This is a genomic window from Bacillus sp. PSXD-155 (assembly GCF_049310765.1).
In the GTDB taxonomy this organism is placed as follows: Bacteria; Bacillota; Bacilli; order Bacillales; family Bacillaceae_G; genus Bacillus_A; species Bacillus_A cereus.
In genome coordinates this window covers 150,864-168,357 of record NZ_JBMOWC010000007.1, presented here as the reverse complement: position 1 = coordinate 168,357, position 17,494 = coordinate 150,864, and the positions used below count along the sequence as shown (strand labels likewise).

Below are 17,494 nucleotides of genomic sequence, written 5' to 3'. Positions count from 1 at the left end.
TTATCCCTTTCTCGCCCTATTGCAATTTTTCGCTCTTGGTAAATCGAAACTATTTATATAACCGACAATTGATAACCCCATTAGAAGAACATTTAATGTAATCGGATTAAACGGCCCTGTAAAGCTTGCAATATTCGTAAATCCTGCCGCTAATGTTAAAACTAGTAATACAATAATATGCAATATAAATAATTTTCGTTTTGCTATTGGCAACAGCCATACAACACCGAAAATTATTTCTAACACCCCAATTATTTTAAGTATATATACACTATTTTCATTTGAACCGATTAATACAGAAAGCATCTTTACTTCTTCTAAATGAGTAAAAAGTAGTTTTGGCACTATCCCTTGATATATCCATACAAAAGCAAATAAAAAACATACGAGCCAATACGTCATTGTTCTTCTAATTAGTAACCTAGGATGAAGCCCCTTTTCTAACCATAATTTTAAGGCATCAAAACTCCAAGCAGTCGCCCAACCTAATAACGGACGAAAAATATAGGAATCTATCACATTTCCTATACGACCAAATCTTGTATCATAATCATATTGTGTCTCAAAATGGATGTATTCTTTATTCGGCGTATACTTCCAATAACCACGTCCTATTTGAATAAGAGATAATGTATTATCCGTCCAAAATTTTAAAGAAGAAATTCTTTCACCAGTTTCTTTTCTTATTTCACCTATTGATTCCCCTTCTCCAGCTATTTCAAGCCCAAATCCAATCTTTGTTTTATACAAAAACTTCTGTGGTTCTCCTTCTTTTTTCTCTAAATACGAAATTTCAGTAAAGCGAGCATCCCACTCCGTATGTATATCTGGTTCTTGCGTATATTCCCATAATTTTCCCATCGTCGTGTTCATTTTTGTCGCAACATAAATAGGCTGTTTCCTTTTCATTCTCCCACCTCCTATGCACTATAAGTTTAATGTACATGCAATGAATTTATTTTGCTACATTTTTCACAAACTTTCCTGGAAAAAGAAAGAATTTTAAAAATATATATAAAACACTTGATTCCCCGAAAAATTTAAATTATTATAAAACAAATGTTACCAACAACTTCATAAATCAAACACTCTCGCCTAAAACGTGAGATAGAGGTTGCGATACTTATGAGTATTCTAATGGAGACACAGAGATGTCTATGAACTTAGATGAAAGGAAGTATTGCCGAAATTGATAAGTTTCTCTGCATTTATCAATTGGGGCTGTTTTCGAATAGAAACAGAACTGTCATATGTACAGACGTGTACGTATGAAGAGCTATCTACAAAAAAGAGATATCATTTTTTATGATATTCCTTTTTTGGCGGTTTTTTTATTAGCTCCGTTTTCTGTTTCCCTTTTCCTGTAACAGCACCATCCTCACTTATTTGAGATGGTGTTTTTTGTTTGTCTTTCTGGTAACTACAGGAGTATTGGGATTTATATATTTCCTAATCTATTCTTAAAAATAGACGAAAGAAGGAATTTGTAATGGAAACAATTGTTCAAAAATTTGGTGGCACTTCTGTCGGAAGCGTCGAGCGCATTCAACATGTAGCAAATTTAATTATTGAAGAATATGAACGAGGTCATAGCGTTGTCTCTGTCGTTTCAGCAATGGGAAAAAGCACGGATGAACTTGTCGCACTCGCTAACGTTATTACAGAAAATCCAAGTAAACGTGAAATGGATATGCTTCTATCTACAGGAGAACAAGTAACTATTTCATTATTAACAATGGCACTGCAAGCAAAAGGCTATCGTGCAATTTCATTAACAGGGTGGCAAGCTGGTCTTACGACAGAATCTGTACATAGTAGTGCACGGATTACTGACATTCATACAGATCGTATTCAATCTTATCTTGCTGAAGGCACAATTGTTATCGTAGCTGGTTTCCAAGGTATAAGTGTAGAAAATGAAATTACAACGCTTGGCCGTGGTGGCTCTGATACGACTGCTGTCGCACTAGCCGCTGCACTTAAAGCAAAAAAATGTGATATTTATACGGATGTGACAGGCGTATATACAACGGACCCACGAGTTGTAAAAGACGCTTACAAATTAGACGAAACTTCTTATGACGAAATGTTAGAGCTTGCTAATCTCGGTGCTGGCGTATTACACCCGCGCGCTGTTGAGTTTGCTAAAAATCATAACGTAGTTTTAGAAGTTCGCTCAAGTATGGAACAAGAAAACGGAACAATTGTAAAAGGAGAATGTAACATGGAACAACAATCAATCGTTAAAGGTATTGCATTTGAGGATAACATTACACGTGTCACAATTAAAGGACTAGAACAAGGCTCGCTTTCAACAGTTTTCTCTACATTAGCAGCGGCACATATTAATGTAGATATCATCATTCAAAGTATTACAAATGAAGGAACTGTACATCTCTCTTTCTCCATTCACTCGAATGATTTAAGAGAAACTTTAAAAGTTTTGGAACAAAATCAAGAAACTCTTCACTACGAATCTGTAGAACATGAAAATCACTTAGCAAAAGTATCAATCGTAGGATCTGGCATGGTATCTAACCCTGGTGTCGCTGCAAATATGTTTACTACTTTAAAAGAAGAAGATATTCATATTAAAATGGTAAGTACATCAGAAATTAAAGTGTCTGTCGTTATTGACCGCCTTCATTTAGTAACAGGGGTTGAGGCGCTACATCAATCATTTATGGCGAAAATTGAGCCTTTAGTACAAATGAGCTAATTTGATATGCTCAGTAACACTTATAAAAAAATCATATTAATCTACTTCCTTCCTATTAAATAAAAGCTGTTCGTTAACAAGATGCTATATGACATATAAAAAAACACCTTGTCAATTTTTCCTATACTGTGACAAGGTGTTTTTGACTGAAAGGAATTTGTAACTACTTAGTAGTATAATTATGAGGATGATTAAATAATGAACTTTTATACATAAGGAGATAAGACTATGGCAAAAAACAAATTATTACGAATGGACAATGTCAGCATCGTTGTAGAATCTCTTGATAACGCAATCTCTTTCTTTGAGGAGATTGGCTTGAATCTCGAAGGTCGAGCCAATGTCGAAGGTGAATGGGCTGGTCGCGTAACTGGACTCGGTTCTCAGTGCGTAGAGATCGCTATGATGGTCACTCCAGATGGCCACAACCGAATTGAACTTTCGCGATTTCTCACCCCTCCTACTATAGCAGATCACCGAAAAGCTCCTGTAAACGCCCTCGGTTATCTACGCGTCATGTTCACCGTTCAAGATATTGACGAAATGGTATCGAGACTCACTAAGCATGGTGCAGAGCTCGTTGGCGAAGTAGTTCAGTACGAGAACTCGTATCGTCTCTGCTACATTCGTGGAGTCGAAGGAATTTTAATCGGTTTAGCGGAAGAACTCGGTAATAAATAAGCAAGTGACGTTTTATAAAAAGGCACTATCATTGAATAAAACGTAGACTCTTAAGCGATTTTATTATTATATTTTGAACCCCGTCCTAGCTTTAGAACGGGGTTATGCTTGTTTGAGCTTTTAAAATTAAATAACTTTATTATCATTTTACATATAGATTTCAAGGATCTACCCAAATAGCTTTCATATTACCGATATCCCGAAATCATTATAATACAATGAAAATATTCGTTATACCCTTTCCTAGGAAATATAACTAACTCTTCTCACTTTTTATCACATATATCTTTTCACTCTTTCTCTTGAAAAAACGATCTATATTCATTCAAAATAACTTTCTTCACATTCGAATAAAAAACCATCATGAATAGTGCAACTCCTAATACAAATACTTGTATTCCTTCATAATCAATGAATGCACTCATAATTAGCAATCCAAACCCAATATAAAAACCAAAATCATTCTCTTTCTCAAAATCCTCATCTTCTTCATCAATATGTATTTTTTCTTTAATATTCTGTTTCCCTTTTATTAACTCATCAAGCGTAACATTGTACATTTCGCTTAGTAAAATTAGATTATCAATATCAGGATAACTTTTATCATTTTCCCATTTGTACACTGCTTGCCTCGTCACACCAATCTTTTTAGCAACATCCTCTTGCGAAAACCCCTTTGATTCTCGTAGTTTTTTTAGCTGCTCTCCTATGCTCATAACGTCCCCTCCTTTAACAAATTATTACATAAAAAGAGATATAAATGAAAGAAACCATTAGTAAAACTCTCTGTAAACCATTCGTTTACACAATTAAAAAAAGAGGGAATAGCTCTATATTTAAGCTATTCCCTCACTTCTATTAAAACAGATGAATGTTTTCTTTTTTACAAGCTGCACGTAAATCGTCAGGCCATACAGAAGATTGAACTTCACCGATATGTGCTTTACGTAAGAAGTACATGCACATTCTTGATTGTCCAATGCCACCGCCGATTGTTAATGGTAGTACGTCTTCTAATATACCTTTATGGAAATCATACTCACGTTTGAAGTCTTCACCAGTTTTCGTTAACTGCTCATCAAGCGATTTACTATCAACACGAATTCCCATTGATGATAACTCAAATGAAGATTGTAGTACTGGGTGCCAGAATAAAATGTCACCGTTTAATTTCCAATCGTCATAATCAGCTGCGCGTCCGTCATGCTTTTCACCTGAACGAAGTGCATCACCAATTCCGATAATGAAGACTGCACCGTGTTCTTTTGCAATTGCATGTTCACGATCTTTCGGTGTTAATTCTGGATATTTATCTTCTAATTCTTGAGAAGTAACGAAAACAATTTCTTCCGGTAAATACTTTCCAAGGAACGGATATTTTTCAAATAAGTGATCTTCTAAATCTTTGAATATTCCATAAATTGTTTGTACTGTTTTTTGTAAGTATTCAACAGTACGCCATTCTTTTTGAACGATTTTTTCCCAATCCCATTGGTCAACATAAATGGAATGCGTTGCATCAAGTTCTTCATCACGACGAATCGCGTTCATGTTTGTATATAAACCTTCACCAGCTTCATATCCGTATTCATGTAATGCAAATCGTTTCCATTTCGCTAGTGAATGAACAATTTCTAATTCTTCTCCTGAATGTAACATATCAAATTCAATTGGACGTTCTACACCGTTTAGGTGATCGTTTAATCCTGATTTTTTCGTTACGAATAATGGTGCAGATACGCGGAATAGTTCAAGGCGTTTTGCTAATTGGTCCTCGAAGAATGTTTTAACTTCCTTAATTGCGATTTGAGTCTCTCTTACTGTCATTAATGATTGATACATGGTGGTTTCCTCCTAAAATGTTTGGATGTTGTGAAAAGAAGCCAACAAAAAAAGCCCTTCTTTCCCAAAAAACTGGGACGAAAGGCTTTGGTTCCGCGGTACCACCCAAATTAGCAACAGAGGTTGCTCACTTATACAATACGGAGATGAAATATCTCGATACTGTTCTTCTTGTAACGGCGAAGTTCCCGGCTAAGTCTACTTTCCTATAAAGGATTTCGGTTAGCAACTCCAGGAGGTTCTTCATAATAGGCTTCGTATCAGGCTCACACCACCCCTGACTCGCTTAAACTACGTCCTACTACTACTCGTCCTTTCATAGTCGTTTTGTTGTCACATCTCTGAAACATTTTATTAATGATTATTCTATACAAAAAATAAAGAAAGTCAACAAAAAGTTTTAAAATGTTTTTCAATTCTTTATTTTACGGCTTTATTGATTGTTGTTAATTTAACATCTTTACTTTTTCTGCCTCGTCAATCCAAAAAATGTTTCACTGACCGAAACTAACGTATACACAACAATTAATGTGATCGTTCGGAATATAGAATCTGCAGTATTTCTTATTATTTTCATTTTCTTTATAATTCCTTTCAGTTTACTTGCAAATTCATGTTATACTATAGCATTCAAGCAGTTTATTTTTACTTAAAGCAATCATAGTCATTTATAAAGAGTATTTTCTAAATCATTGACTATTATCAAATAAGATTTTTATATAACGGAGTGATCATATGAGTAAAACGAAAGCAAAACCGAAAAAAGGTGTAGGACAAGGTACAGGAAGTAAAGGATGGAACCGTTGGCAATCAAGTGCAAAGAAAAAGGCAGCTGCCAAACCATACAAAAGTAAAGGTACAAAGAAGTAATTTAAATAACATTTGATTTCTTTACTTTGTACAAAACAAAATATAATTATTACAACAAAAAAGCTATGCCCTCATAAATTTGAAGGCATAGCTTTTTTATATTAAATCATTAAAATATCTCGAATTTCTTCCTCTGTGATTGAGGACAATTTCTCTTCTCCCGGCTCAATCACTTCAGCGATTAAATTTTTCTTACTTTCTTGCAGTTCATGCATTTTCTCCTCAATTGTTCCCTGAGCTACTAGCTTTATAACTTGCACTGTATTTTTTTGTCCCATTCGATACGCCCTATCGGCCGCTTGTTGTTCAACAGCTGGATTCCACCATAAATCATATAATATTACTGTATCTGCACCAGTTAAATTAAGTCCGGTACCACCAGCTTTTAAAGAAATGAGAAATAGATCTCCTTCTCCTTCGTTAAACCGATCGCACAGCTCTACACGATCCTGCGCTGGTGTACTCCCGTCTAAATAAAAGTATGGAATTGCTTGTCGATTTAACTCACGACCAATAATGGAAAGCATCTTCGTAAATTGAGAAAAAATTAATATTCTCTTCCCTGTACTTCTACATTCCTCTAAAATCTCTAACAGTTGTTCAAATTTAGCTGAACTTCCTTTGTAATCATCAACAAATAAAGCGGGATGACAACAAATTTGTCGCAATCTCGTTAAACCAGCTAAAATTCTAATTTTATTTTTACGTAACGTGTCTTTGTCTAAATGCTTTAACGTTTCTTCCCTTAACTTCGCTAAATAAGCAGCATAGAGACTCTTTTGATCGGGTAATAACTCCGATGATTGTAAGTGCTCTATTTTCTCTGGCAACTCATTTAATACGTCCCCTTTTAATCGTCTTAATACGAATGGTTTCACTCGCTTCGCTATATCTTCACGCCTTAAATCACCGAACTCTTTTCTTCCTGGTAATAATTCCGGGAAGACGACATGGAAGATAGACCATAGCTCTTCTAATGAATTTTCTACAGGTGTACCAGTTAGTCCGAAACGGTATTCAGCTTGAATTGTTTTCACAGCTCTTGCCGTTTGCGTTGTAGGGTTTTTAAACGCCTGTGCTTCATCAAGAAATAGTGTATGAAATGGTCTTGCATATAATCTTATATCTCTTCTCAGTAATGGGTATGACGTGATTACGACATCAAATTCCGTTATATCTTTCAAAATTTTCCGGCGCTCTGCTTGGTTTCCATCTGCAATAACTGCTCTAATATGCGGGGCGAATTTTTTCAATTCACTAAACCAATTATAAACAAGAGATGATGGTGAAACGACTAATATAGGCAGTTTCTTTTCTCGAATCTCAGGCAAAACAGAATCTATAAAAGCAATGCTTTGCAACGTTTTTCCAAGTCCCATATCATCTGCTAAAATACCGCCAAAACGGTAATGAGCAAGTGTTTTCATCCATTCGAACCCATATACTTGATACTTTCTCATTTCTGCATTTAAAGTATTTGGCACAGCAAACTTTAATTTTTTCGGGTTTTGAATGTTTTCTACTAACTCTTGAACAGAATCATCCAAACTTAAAACATTGCCTTCATGAAGTCCGTTCATCCATTTTACACTTCGAATAAGCGGAACATTTACCTCTTCTCCATGTAAAAATTCTTTCCGAATACCTGATTCTTTTATAAACTGATTAATTTCATTAAACTCTTTACTCTCTAGCGATAAAAACGAACCATTCGCCAATCGATAATATTTACGTTTCTCTTCAAGGGCCGCTAATACACCTTTAATTTCTGCTTCTGGTATTCCTTTTATATCAAAACGAAATGACAACCAATCAATTCTTTCTTTTCTTCTCACTCTAATAAGAGGAACTGCATCCCCTTTACTAATTCGCAATTTGATTGCTGTCGTCGCATAAATATCAACTAAACCTTTTAATGTTGGCACAACGTGATATAAAAAGTTATACTCAGCTTCTTCATTATGCATAAAGTAACCGCCTTCTGTTTTTGCAAAAGCACTTTCACTCATAATGTCTAAAATCTCTTTTTCCTTTTTCTCATCACGATTAAAAACAGACGGCTGTCCATCCTCTTCTAGCGGATTAATCATGACGTTCCCATAGTGAAATTCAAGACCTGCTAATAAGCGATTTTTCACGCGGTCTAAATACAATTTCGCTTTTAGCGAAGGTGTTTCAACACGATCCGATATTACTTCATCAATGTGTACAGTTCCAAGCTTCATTAATCCTGGTACAACTTTCGCGACGAAATGTTCCATCTTACTTTCTGGAATATAAAACTGATTACTATTTGAGCGACTCATCATCTTTTGTAATTCAATAAGTCGCATACAATCTTCAATGTGTAAGTGATATAATTTCCCTTCGTAAAGTGCATTGTTATACATATCCATAACTTGTACACGATTTAAACCCTCTATATGAAGTGTAAATCCGCCATTATTTCCCTTCGTAAATTCAAAGTGTAACGGCAACAAACCTTTTGAAACTTGTAATCCCTGAAACAGTTGTTTATTTTGTTTCAGCTGTACATATTCAACTTTAGAAAGTGAAGAGAGCATATCTTTCCATGAAGCTGGTGGTATAAATATCATACTTTCATCTTGTTTCGCATGTACTTCTAGCGCATCCTCATACATTTTTTCGTTATGATACATTTTAATGAGCTGCTGAATAATTGCATCCGTTTCTTGTTTAAAACTATGTACATCTGGTGTATATGTAAATTCATTTGAACAATGAAAAGACTCTCTTTTCTCCACCTTAGAAAGAAATTCTCTAATATGATTTATGAAATACACTTTGGCAAGTTTCAATTGAATTCCAAGAAGAGCACCACCACTTCTCGTAGCAACTGGTGTACATATAAACTCAATATCTAATATTTCACGTGTATCAAAACGGTGTTGTTTACTTTTTGGCCTCAGTGGTTTGTCTGCAAACAGCTGGAACATACCACTTGTCAATTGATCATTTCTGTTACTAGTGGAGCTCATTCCACCTGTTTGTTGATTATAGTTTATTTGTATTAATACTGCTGCAACATGTTGACAGTACGTTTGAAAAGACGCTAATGAAGGACAACTACATTTTGCAACAACATCACCCTTTTTGGCTTTTGCTACTGTAACATGGAAATCCTCGTTCCCTTTTACTGTCGCCTCACAAATTTCTTTATTTTCATCGTAATGATCTATTATCACTTTATTTGATTTATAATAGGCTTCACCTCTTTTATATGAGGTCTCTCCGCACACTTCTTTAATAATCGATTTATTCAATGTGAAACTCATCGCTTTGACACTTCCTTAATATAAAACCATTTTCTCTTACTTAACATTTTACATGCTCCACGAGAAAATATAAAATGTTGATTTAACAAAAAAAGATGCTTATTTATAAGCATCTTCTTCACTCTATCTCCATCAACCTCTTCGCCTCAAAATACAACACTTGAATAAACTTCTTCGTATTAATTCGCGTATGACCAGAAGATGCGAGTTCATCTTTCGTCATTTCTGTCATCCGTTTTCTAACTACGGTGAAATCGAAAAATTTTGGAGCATAGCTTTCAAATTTTGGATTTGAAAAGTCTGTTAGTCCTAAAGAAGCCAAATGATTTAACGACTGATAAATAGCTCGACGTACTCTTTGTTCAGACGCTTTTTTCTCTTTATCAATATCCGCACCTAAAGCTAGATCCCCTAATTTCCTTATCGTAATATGATGAAAAATTTCTTTTAACGCAGGAAAGCCAAACTCAAATGTCTGTGCCTTTTCTTGACCATATAAATATTCCAGCATACTAAGTAAATCTTTACTTCCATTCTCTCCCGCAATACCGAGTTCTGATAGTAAAAAGCGTCCTAAATCCCCTATCTTTTTTCCTTCTTGCACTGGTTCAGTACGCAATTGCGGTTTTTCCCACTGAAACACGTTATTCAATGATTTTTGAATATCATGTATAGAACGCTCCAATCTAATACGCTCCATCACTTTGCGTACAACAGATACAACTTCGATTTTATTTAATGGTTTTGTAATATAATATTCTACACCAAGTGTATATGCCTCACCTATAAGCTGCTTCGATTCCACTTGAGAAATCATAATGATTTTCCCCGTGAAAGTTGACGCAATGTGACGAACTGTTTCAATTCCGTCCCTCATCGGCATCAACAAATCAATAAATAAAATATCTACTTTTTTAAAATTTAGTTGATCCGCTTCAATAAAAGCTCCGTCATCCGCCTCACCAATTACTTCTCCAAGATCTCCATCTTCAATAATTTGCGAAAGCATCGAACGGAAAACTTCATCATCGTCTACGATATAATAAAACAAATCTATTCACCTTCCCGCTTTAAACTACCCTCTGGTAAACAAACGATAAACTTACATCCTCTTTTATTTTCTCGGCCTTCTAATCTCACTTCTCCGCCTAGCTCTGTTACCATTTCATTTATGTAAGAAAGCCCAATACCAGTTGACGGTGTTCCCGTTTGATCATACTTGGAAGTAAATCCTGGCTTAAATACTAATTTCTTATACTTTTGTGCAATACCAGGTCCATCGTCAATTACTTCAAAAAATATATGTTGATCTCTTTTATATAGCTTAATAATAACGACACCTTTATCTTCAATTGCTTCAACTGCATTTGCAGCGAGGTTATTAAAAATTGATAGAACTGTATACACGTGGTATGCAGCATGCTCACCTTCTATATGTTTAGAAAAACGTATATCCTTTTCTAGCATTTCAGCATACTTCTCGTTTATTCTAACAATCATTTCTGCTAACTCATGTCCTTCTACATATTCAGCCACATTTTTATCTAATAACAGTTTAGATAACCCTGCAAATATCCTTTGGTTATCCTTTTTTATTTCATGCACTTCCCCCGCTATTTTCAATGCTGTTTTACTACTTGAATCAGCGCTTACTTGTAAATTTCGATATAGTTGATATGCTTCTTGTGTAATTAACTCCGCATTTTGTAACGTCTTTTTCAAATGAACAGATTCCACATATAAATTAGAAAGATGCATTAACATATTTTCATTTTCTTTTCGAACTTGCGATTCTTTTAATTTCGTTTCATATAAATTCATCATATTTAAAAAACCAAGTGCAAAGAAACTACGAAAAATAGCAATGATAATAAGTTTATTTACTTCAGAAATCGTTATTGTTGTACCGAGTACTAACATGTGATAAAACGCAAGTTCTGACATACTTGCAACAATTTCAATTGAAATTCCAAGGCATCCAATAATGATTGGTTTCTGATGGAACTTATTTACCCTGCAAAGCGAAAAAAGACTGCCATAAATAAAATAATAGAAGAACACAGGATAACGCAAATAAAATGATTCTGTCATATGAAATGAACCTTGCATGATCCAGTCAAGACATACTCGAAATAAGACTACAGATATACCAACAAGAATACCTGCAACTCCTGCTGGTACTCTTCTTAAAAATAATAATAAAAAGAAGAATAGCGGTGTACCGAAGCTAACTCGAAACGTATCATTAAAGGGATGAAAGTTCAGCTCCCCAGCAATCGGAACAACGACCATTAATATAATTAAAAGGGACATATCTTTCTTCCATAATTGATTCCAATTCAAAGGTGCCACTTCCTATACTTTTTTCAGTAGTAAAAGCGAAAGCCCGCTTATTGTTATAAACGGGCTTTTTTTCTATATTCTAACCTTTTCTACCGCTTTTATTTGGCGATACTCTGGCTTCCACATTGCTTCTTTCACTGCCATCTTGATATCGTTATCACTTAAGTTCACTCTTGCAACACCTTCTGCAACTGCAACTTTCGCTACTTCAATTGCAACCATTTCTGAGATATTACGTAATTCTTCGACCTCTGGTAAAATAGGTGCGCCTGGCTGACTTGTATCTACCATACTTGCAACTGCTTCAGCAGCTGCTGCGAACATCCCATCCGTCATAACGCTTGCACGTACTACAATTGTTCCAAGACCAAGCCCTGGGAAAATAAGTGCATTATTTGATTGCCCGATAACGTACGTTACACCGTTATACGTAACTGGTTCAAATGGACTTCCTGTTGCAACTAACGCTCTTCCTTCTGTCCATTCAATTAAATCTACTGGTTTTGCTTCAGCAAGTGGCGTCGGATTCGACATTGGCAAAATGATTGGTCTTTCTACGTGAGAAGCCATTTCTTTAATAATCTCTTCTTTAAATGCGCCCGCCACAGTAGATGTACCAATTAAAATTGTCGGTTGTACATGTTTCACAACTTCAGCAAGTCCGATTATATCATTTTCTTTCCACTCACTTACTTCTGCTTCTTTTCTTGCATATGGAATTTGGAAATCAAGAAGATCTTCCATGTTATCTGTAACTAATCCGTTTCGGTCAATACACCAGAAACGATTATGTGACTCTTCTTCTGATAAGCCAGCACGGACCATTGCATCTCTTACTTGATCTGCGATACCGATTCCAGCTGTACCAGCGCCAAACACAACAACGCGGTGTTCACTCAGTGGTACACCAGAAGCTTTCACCGCTGATAATACAGCAGCAAGTGAAACTGCACCTGTACCTTGAATATCATCATTAAACGTACATACGTCATGACGATATTTATCTAAAATTTTTCGTGCGTTACGAGAGCTAAAGTCTTCCCAATGTAAAAGTGCTTTCGGGAATTGTTTGTTTACCGCTTGAACAAATGTATCAATAAATTCATCGTAAGATTCACCTGTTATACGAGGGTGACGATTTCCAATATAAAATGGGTTGTTTAATAGTTCCTCACGGTTTGTACCTACATCTAATATTACCGGTAATACGCGGCTAGGATCGATTCCAACTGCGGCAGTGTAAACAGCTAATTTTCCGATTGCGATATTAATACCGCCAACACCCCAATCACCAATTCCTAATATACCTTCTCCATCTGTTACAACGACTAAATCAATATTTTCAGCTGTTGCACCGATATTGGCAAACGCTTCTTCAATACCTGATGGGTCGTTAATTGATAAGTAAATACCACGTGGTTTACGATATTCATGGCTATACCTTTGAATTGCTACACCGACAGTTGGTGTATATACAATCGGTAACATTTCACGTAAATGATCTGTTAATATACGATAAAATAATACTTCATTTCGATCATGTAACGCAGTTAAGTATACATTCTTTAATAAATCATCCGGCTGCGAACTAAATTGTTCGTATGCTCGGCGTGCCTGTTCTTCTAACGTTAAAACCGCTGGCGGTAATAACCCTTTTAAACCTAACTCTTCTCTTTCATTTTGTGTGAAAGCTACCCCTTTATTTAAAAGTGGTGTTGATAATACTTCTGCTCCTCTTAATGTTGTTTCTAATGCACCATTAGAAGCTACTGTAAACTTGCTCATAACATCCCTACCTCTATTCATATATAGCATTTCTATATTGTAAACAAAAAAGAGGGGCTTGTCCCCCCTCTTCTTTTAATTTTTCTTTAAAAGAGTTGCTCCTGCAATCCCTGGATGTGTCATTTCGAATGGATCTAGAATTAACTCTAAGTCTTCTTGTGACAGTACACCATTTTTCACACAAAGTTCTCGAACGGATTGCCCTGTCGCAATTGCTTCTTTCGCAACGCGAGCTGCAGCTTCATAACCGATATGAGGGTTCACGGCTGTAATAATTCCTACACTTTTCTCAACATACTCTTTTAAGCGATCTTCATTCGCTTCAATTCCTTTTAAGCAATTATCTGTAAAGGCACGGAAACCGTTATTCATAATGCTAATTGATTGCAGTAAGTTGAAAACAAGTACTGGTTCCATAACATTTAATTCTAATTGTCCTGCTTCTGAAGCAAGGCAAATCGTATGGTCATTACCAATTACTTGGAACGCAATTTGGTTAATAACTTCTGGCATAACAGGGTTTACTTTCCCTGGCATAATAGAAGAACCTGGTTGACGAGCTGGTAACATAATTTCAGCTAAACCAACACGTGGACCTGATGCCATTAGACGAAGGTCATTCGCAACTTTAGACATATTCATCATACATACTTTAAGTGCTGCAGATACTTCAGTATAAGCATCCGTATTTTGCGTCGCATCTACTAAATCTTCTGCACCAACAAGCGGTAATTCACTGATTGCAGCTAAATGTTTTACAACTGCTTCAATATATTCTGGATCTGCATTTAAGCCTGTACCAACTGCAGTCGCTCCCATATTTACTTCATATAAATGTTGACGTGATTGCTTAATACGTTTCATATCACGTTCAAGTACGCGAGAATACGCTTTAAATTCTTGTCCAAGGCGAATTGGCACAGCGTCTTGTAAATGTGTACGACCCATTTTAATAACATGGTCGAACTGTTCTGCTTTTAATTCAAATACATCATGCATATAACCCATCGTTTGTAATAAGCCTTCTAATGCATTTAATGTTGCGATATGAATCGCCGTTGGGAATGCATCGTTTGTTGATTGCGCCATATTTACATGACTATTTGGACTAATATAGTGATAGTCTCCCTTTTCCATTCCTAATAATTCAAGAGCACGATTGGCAATGACTTCATTTGCATTCATGTTCATTGAAGTACCTGCTCCGCCTTGAATTGGATCTACGATGAAATGATCATGCCATTTTCCATCAAGAATTTCTTGAGCAGCTTCTGCGATCACGCCACCCTTGTTCAATTCCAATCTTCCTACATCTGTATTCGCAAGTGCTGCTGCTTTTTTTACAATTGCGAATGCTCTAATTAAACCTTCATGGATTTTGTATCCTGTAATTGGGAAGTTTTCAACTGCACGCATTGTTTGTACGCCATAGTATGCATAGTTTGGTACTTCTTTTTCACCTAAAAAATCTTTTTCAATTCGAACACCATTTTTAACTTCAGTTAATGTTGCCATGATTATTCACTCCTTAACGATTTCTTATGCTGCTTTTGTTTCTTTGACTGTTTCTACATATTGTTTTGCTTTCTCATTATCGAATTCGCCTTCCCACTTCGACATAACAATGGCCGCTAATGCATTTCCTAATACATTGACAGATGAGCGAATCATATCTAAAATGCGGTCAATTCCCGCAATTAACGCGATACCTTCTAGTGGTAGCCCCATTGAACCTAACGTTGCTAATACAACAACGAACGATGCACCTGGAACTCCCGCCATACCTTTGGATGTTAACATGAGAACGAATAATAACGTTATTTGCTCCGTTAGTGACATGTGCACACCGTACATTTGGGCAACAAACAATGCCGCTAACGCTTGATAAATAGCCGATCCAGTCAAGTTAAATGTATAACCTGTCGGAATTACGAAAGAGGCAACTGCCTTTGGACAACCGAACTCTTCCATTTTTCTCATTATATTAGGTAAAACAGCTTCTGAACTTGCTGTCGTAAACGAAAGAATCAGTTCTTCTTTTAAAATTTTTATTAATGTAAAAATGTTTACTCCAACCATTCGTGCATTAATACCTAATACAATCACAACGAATAGTATAACAGTTACGTATACAGCTAGCACTAGTTTTCCTAGCGGAAGTAATGTTGCTACACCAAATTTTGCAACTGTAACGGCAATTAATGCGAATACACCAAATGGTGCAAATTTCATAACTTGATTTGTAACCCAAAACATTGCTTCGAGTACGCCTTCAAAGAAGTTAAAAACAGGCTTTCCTTTTTCCCCAATTGCCGCAACTCCTAAGCCGAATAATACTGAGAAGAATATAATCGGTAATAGGTCACCTTGTGCAATCGATTCAAATACGTTTTTTGGTACAATGTGAACAATTGTCTCAGCAAAACCTTTCTTCTCCGTTGCATCTGCTGTTTGTTTATAAGAAGAAATATCACTTTGCTGTAAATTACTCATATCAACACCAGTACCTGGTTGGAATATATTCGCTGCAAGTAATCCCATTAAAATAGCAATCGTCGTAATAATTTCGAAATAAAGAATTGTCTTACCGCCCAGTTTCCCAAGCTTTTTCATATCTCCTACACCAGCTACCGCAACAATTAATGCTGAAATAACAATTGGTACTACAATCATCTTAATTAAGTGAATAAATATATCCCCAATTGGTGTGATATAAGAAATCGCCGTTTTATTGCCATAAAAGACTGCCCCTACTACAATCCCTAAAACAAGCGCGACAAAAATTTGTGTTGCCAATCCGAATTTTTTCATTTATGTTCATCCCCTTCATGCGAACGCTTTCAATTTGAATTTATAAAAGCTACTCACACATCTTATAAGCGAACCTACAAAATCATACAAAAACCTACAAGTTCGTCACAAAAAATTCAAATATTTTTCTTCTTTTTTTCATTGACACCATTTTGTTAAAAAACGATAAAATAAACTTGATAAGCAATCAGATTATTTCGTATAATCAAAAAGATATATACTTACAACAAATCAAAAGGAAAAGGAGTGGATGTTATGAAAAACTATACAAAGCAATTCGTCCTATCTTCTTCTTTTCTTTTTCATTTTCTTAAAAAGGAACAAAGGCATTCGCCTTTGTTCCTTTTTTATTGCGATCTATATAGGGGGAATTGTTATGAGACCATATAAACGTGTCTTAATTAAATTAAGCGGCGGTGCACTTGCCGATCAAACTGGAAATAGCTTTAACTCCAAACGATTAGAACATATCGCAAACGAAATTTTATCCATTGTTGATTTAGGTATCGAAGTATCCATCGTCATCGGTGGCGGTAACATTTTTAGGGGGCATCTAGCTGAAGAATGGGGAATCGATCGCGTAGAAGCTGATAATATCGGTACACTAGGTACAATCATTAACAGCTTAATGCTTCGCGGTGTTTTAACAAGTAAAACAAATAGAGAAGTACGCGTTATGACTTCCATTCCATTTAATGCAGTAGCTGAACCATACATTCGCTTGCGTGCAGTCCACCATTTAGATAACGGTTATATCGTTATCTTTGGAGGCGGAAACGGCCAACCGTTCGTGACAACAGATTATCCAAGTGTACAAAGAGCCATCGAGATGAATAGTGATGCCATATTAGTCGCAAAACAAGGGGTCGATGGCGTCTTTACAAGTGATCCAAAGCATAATAAATCAGCAAAAATGTACAGCAAACTAAACTATAATGATGTCGTTAGACAAAATATACAAGTCATGGATCAAGCGGCATTACTGCTTGCCCGGGACTACAATTTACCAGCACACGTCTTTAACTTTGATGAGCCTGGTGTCATGAAGAAAATATGTTTAGGCGAACATGTGGGGACGTTGATCAATGATGATGTTACGATGCTGGTGCATGAAAAATAATAATTCCCCACCAAAAAGGGTGCCTTT

At 35.9% G+C, this 17,494-nt stretch carries 13 protein-coding genes, 1 riboswitch and 1 other annotated feature; of the genes, 4 read left to right on the top strand and 9 right to left on the bottom strand.

Going from position 1 to position 17,494, the window contains the following annotated elements; all coding sequences use genetic code 11:
* Entirely contained in the window at positions 1–909 is a 909-nt protein-coding gene (locus ACO6VI_RS10645; protein WP_098033408.1) for a DoxX-like family protein, read from the bottom strand.
* Positions 910–1,100: 191 nt separating this feature from the next.
* A riboswitch (Lysine riboswitch) is annotated at positions 1,101–1,287 on the top strand.
* Positions 1,288–1,489: 202 nt separating this feature from the next.
* Here ACO6VI_RS10645 and ACO6VI_RS10640 point away from each other — a divergent pair.
* Positions 1,490–2,719: an aspartate kinase gene (locus tag ACO6VI_RS10640; RefSeq protein WP_063547019.1), complete on the top strand. Its 1,230-nt coding sequence runs from the start codon at positions 1,490–1,492 to the stop codon at positions 2,717–2,719.
* A gap of 228 nt (positions 2,720–2,947) precedes the next feature.
* Complete coding sequence (locus ACO6VI_RS10635; RefSeq protein WP_001107258.1) at positions 2,948–3,400, top strand: VOC family protein; 453 nt, start codon at positions 2,948–2,950, stop codon at positions 3,398–3,400.
* A 290-nt stretch (positions 3,401–3,690) separates the two neighbouring features.
* Here the strand turns inward: ACO6VI_RS10635 and ACO6VI_RS10630 are convergent, their stop codons facing one another.
* Both ACO6VI_RS10630 and asnA read right to left on the bottom strand, forming a co-directional pair.
* Positions 3,691–4,116: a helix-turn-helix domain-containing protein gene (locus ACO6VI_RS10630; RefSeq protein WP_063547018.1), complete on the bottom strand. Its 426-nt coding sequence runs from the start codon at positions 4,114–4,116 to the stop codon at positions 3,691–3,693.
* Positions 4,117–4,258: 142 nt separating this feature from the next.
* Complete coding sequence (asnA, locus tag ACO6VI_RS10625; protein ID WP_000284916.1) at positions 4,259–5,242, bottom strand: aspartate--ammonia ligase; 984 nt, start codon at positions 5,240–5,242, stop codon at positions 4,259–4,261.
* Positions 5,243–5,312: 70 nt separating this feature from the next.
* Positions 5,313–5,571: a binding site (T-box leader), on the bottom strand.
* 406 nt (positions 5,572–5,977) lie between these two features.
* Here asnA and ACO6VI_RS10620 point away from each other — a divergent pair.
* Positions 5,978–6,112, top strand: coding sequence for a DUF3934 domain-containing protein (locus ACO6VI_RS10620; protein ID WP_000047588.1), 135 nt, complete (start codon positions 5,978–5,980; stop codon positions 6,110–6,112).
* A gap of 101 nt (positions 6,113–6,213) precedes the next feature.
* Here ACO6VI_RS10620 and ACO6VI_RS10615 read toward each other — a convergent pair whose 3' ends face one another.
* The 6 genes from ACO6VI_RS10615 to ACO6VI_RS10590 form a co-directional block, all read right to left on the bottom strand.
* Entirely contained in the window at positions 6,214–9,408 is a 3,195-nt protein-coding gene (locus tag ACO6VI_RS10615; protein ID WP_063547017.1) for a DEAD/DEAH box helicase, read from the bottom strand.
* A 118-nt stretch (positions 9,409–9,526) separates the two neighbouring features.
* A complete protein-coding gene (locus ACO6VI_RS10610) occupies positions 9,527–10,459 on the bottom strand; it encodes a response regulator (RefSeq protein WP_006918521.1) in 933 nt (310 codons plus the stop codon).
* A gap of 2 nt (positions 10,460–10,461) precedes the next feature.
* On the bottom strand, positions 10,462–11,760 hold the full coding sequence (locus tag ACO6VI_RS10605) for a sensor histidine kinase (protein ID WP_080469767.1): 1,299 nt from the start codon (positions 11,758–11,760) through the stop codon (positions 10,462–10,464).
* Positions 11,761–11,823: 63 nt separating this feature from the next.
* Positions 11,824–13,536 (bottom strand): oxaloacetate-decarboxylating malate dehydrogenase, encoded by a 1,713-nt coding sequence (gene malS / locus ACO6VI_RS10600; RefSeq protein WP_422423308.1) that lies wholly within the window; start codon positions 13,534–13,536, stop codon positions 11,824–11,826.
* A gap of 75 nt (positions 13,537–13,611) precedes the next feature.
* Positions 13,612–15,051 (bottom strand): aspartate ammonia-lyase, encoded by a 1,440-nt coding sequence (aspA, locus tag ACO6VI_RS10595; protein WP_000224199.1) that lies wholly within the window; start codon positions 15,049–15,051, stop codon positions 13,612–13,614.
* 24 nt (positions 15,052–15,075) lie between these two features.
* Positions 15,076–16,347, bottom strand: a complete 1,272-nt coding sequence (locus ACO6VI_RS10590; RefSeq protein WP_000713291.1) for a cation:dicarboxylate symporter family transporter — start codon at positions 16,345–16,347, stop codon at positions 15,076–15,078.
* Positions 16,348–16,723: 376 nt separating this feature from the next.
* Here ACO6VI_RS10590 and pyrH point away from each other — a divergent pair, with 376 nt between their 5' ends.
* A complete protein-coding gene (gene pyrH, locus ACO6VI_RS10585) occupies positions 16,724–17,467 on the top strand; it encodes a UMP kinase (RefSeq protein WP_001248059.1) in 744 nt (247 codons plus the stop codon).
* The last annotated feature ends 27 nt before the right edge of the window (positions 17,468–17,494 follow it).

Coding starts and splice junctions, on each gene's coding strand:
- pyrH (WP_001248059.1), top strand. CDS start 16,724: ATGAGACCATATAAACGTGTCTTAATTAAATTAAGCGGCGGTGCACTT.
- asnA (WP_000284916.1), bottom strand. CDS start 5,242: ATGTATCAATCATTAATGACAGTAAGAGAGACTCAAATCGCAATTAAG.
- aspA (WP_000224199.1), bottom strand. CDS start 15,051: ATGGCAACATTAACTGAAGTTAAAAATGGTGTTCGAATTGAAAAAGAT.
- ACO6VI_RS10645 (WP_098033408.1), bottom strand. CDS start 909: ATGAAAAGGAAACAGCCTATTTATGTTGCGACAAAAATGAACACGACG.
- ACO6VI_RS10590 (WP_000713291.1), bottom strand. CDS start 16,347: ATGAAAAAATTCGGATTGGCAACACAAATTTTTGTCGCGCTTGTTTTA.
- ACO6VI_RS10635 (WP_001107258.1), top strand. CDS start 2,948: ATGGCAAAAAACAAATTATTACGAATGGACAATGTCAGCATCGTTGTA.
- ACO6VI_RS10640 (WP_063547019.1), top strand. CDS start 1,490: ATGGAAACAATTGTTCAAAAATTTGGTGGCACTTCTGTCGGAAGCGTC.
- malS (WP_422423308.1), bottom strand. CDS start 13,536: ATGAGCAAGTTTACAGTAGCTTCTAATGGTGCATTAGAAACAACATTA.
- ACO6VI_RS10630 (WP_063547018.1), bottom strand. CDS start 4,116: ATGAGCATAGGAGAGCAGCTAAAAAAACTACGAGAATCAAAGGGGTTT.
- ACO6VI_RS10620 (WP_000047588.1), top strand. CDS start 5,978: ATGAGTAAAACGAAAGCAAAACCGAAAAAAGGTGTAGGACAAGGTACA.
- ACO6VI_RS10615 (WP_063547017.1), bottom strand. CDS start 9,408: ATGAGTTTCACATTGAATAAATCGATTATTAAAGAAGTGTGCGGAGAG.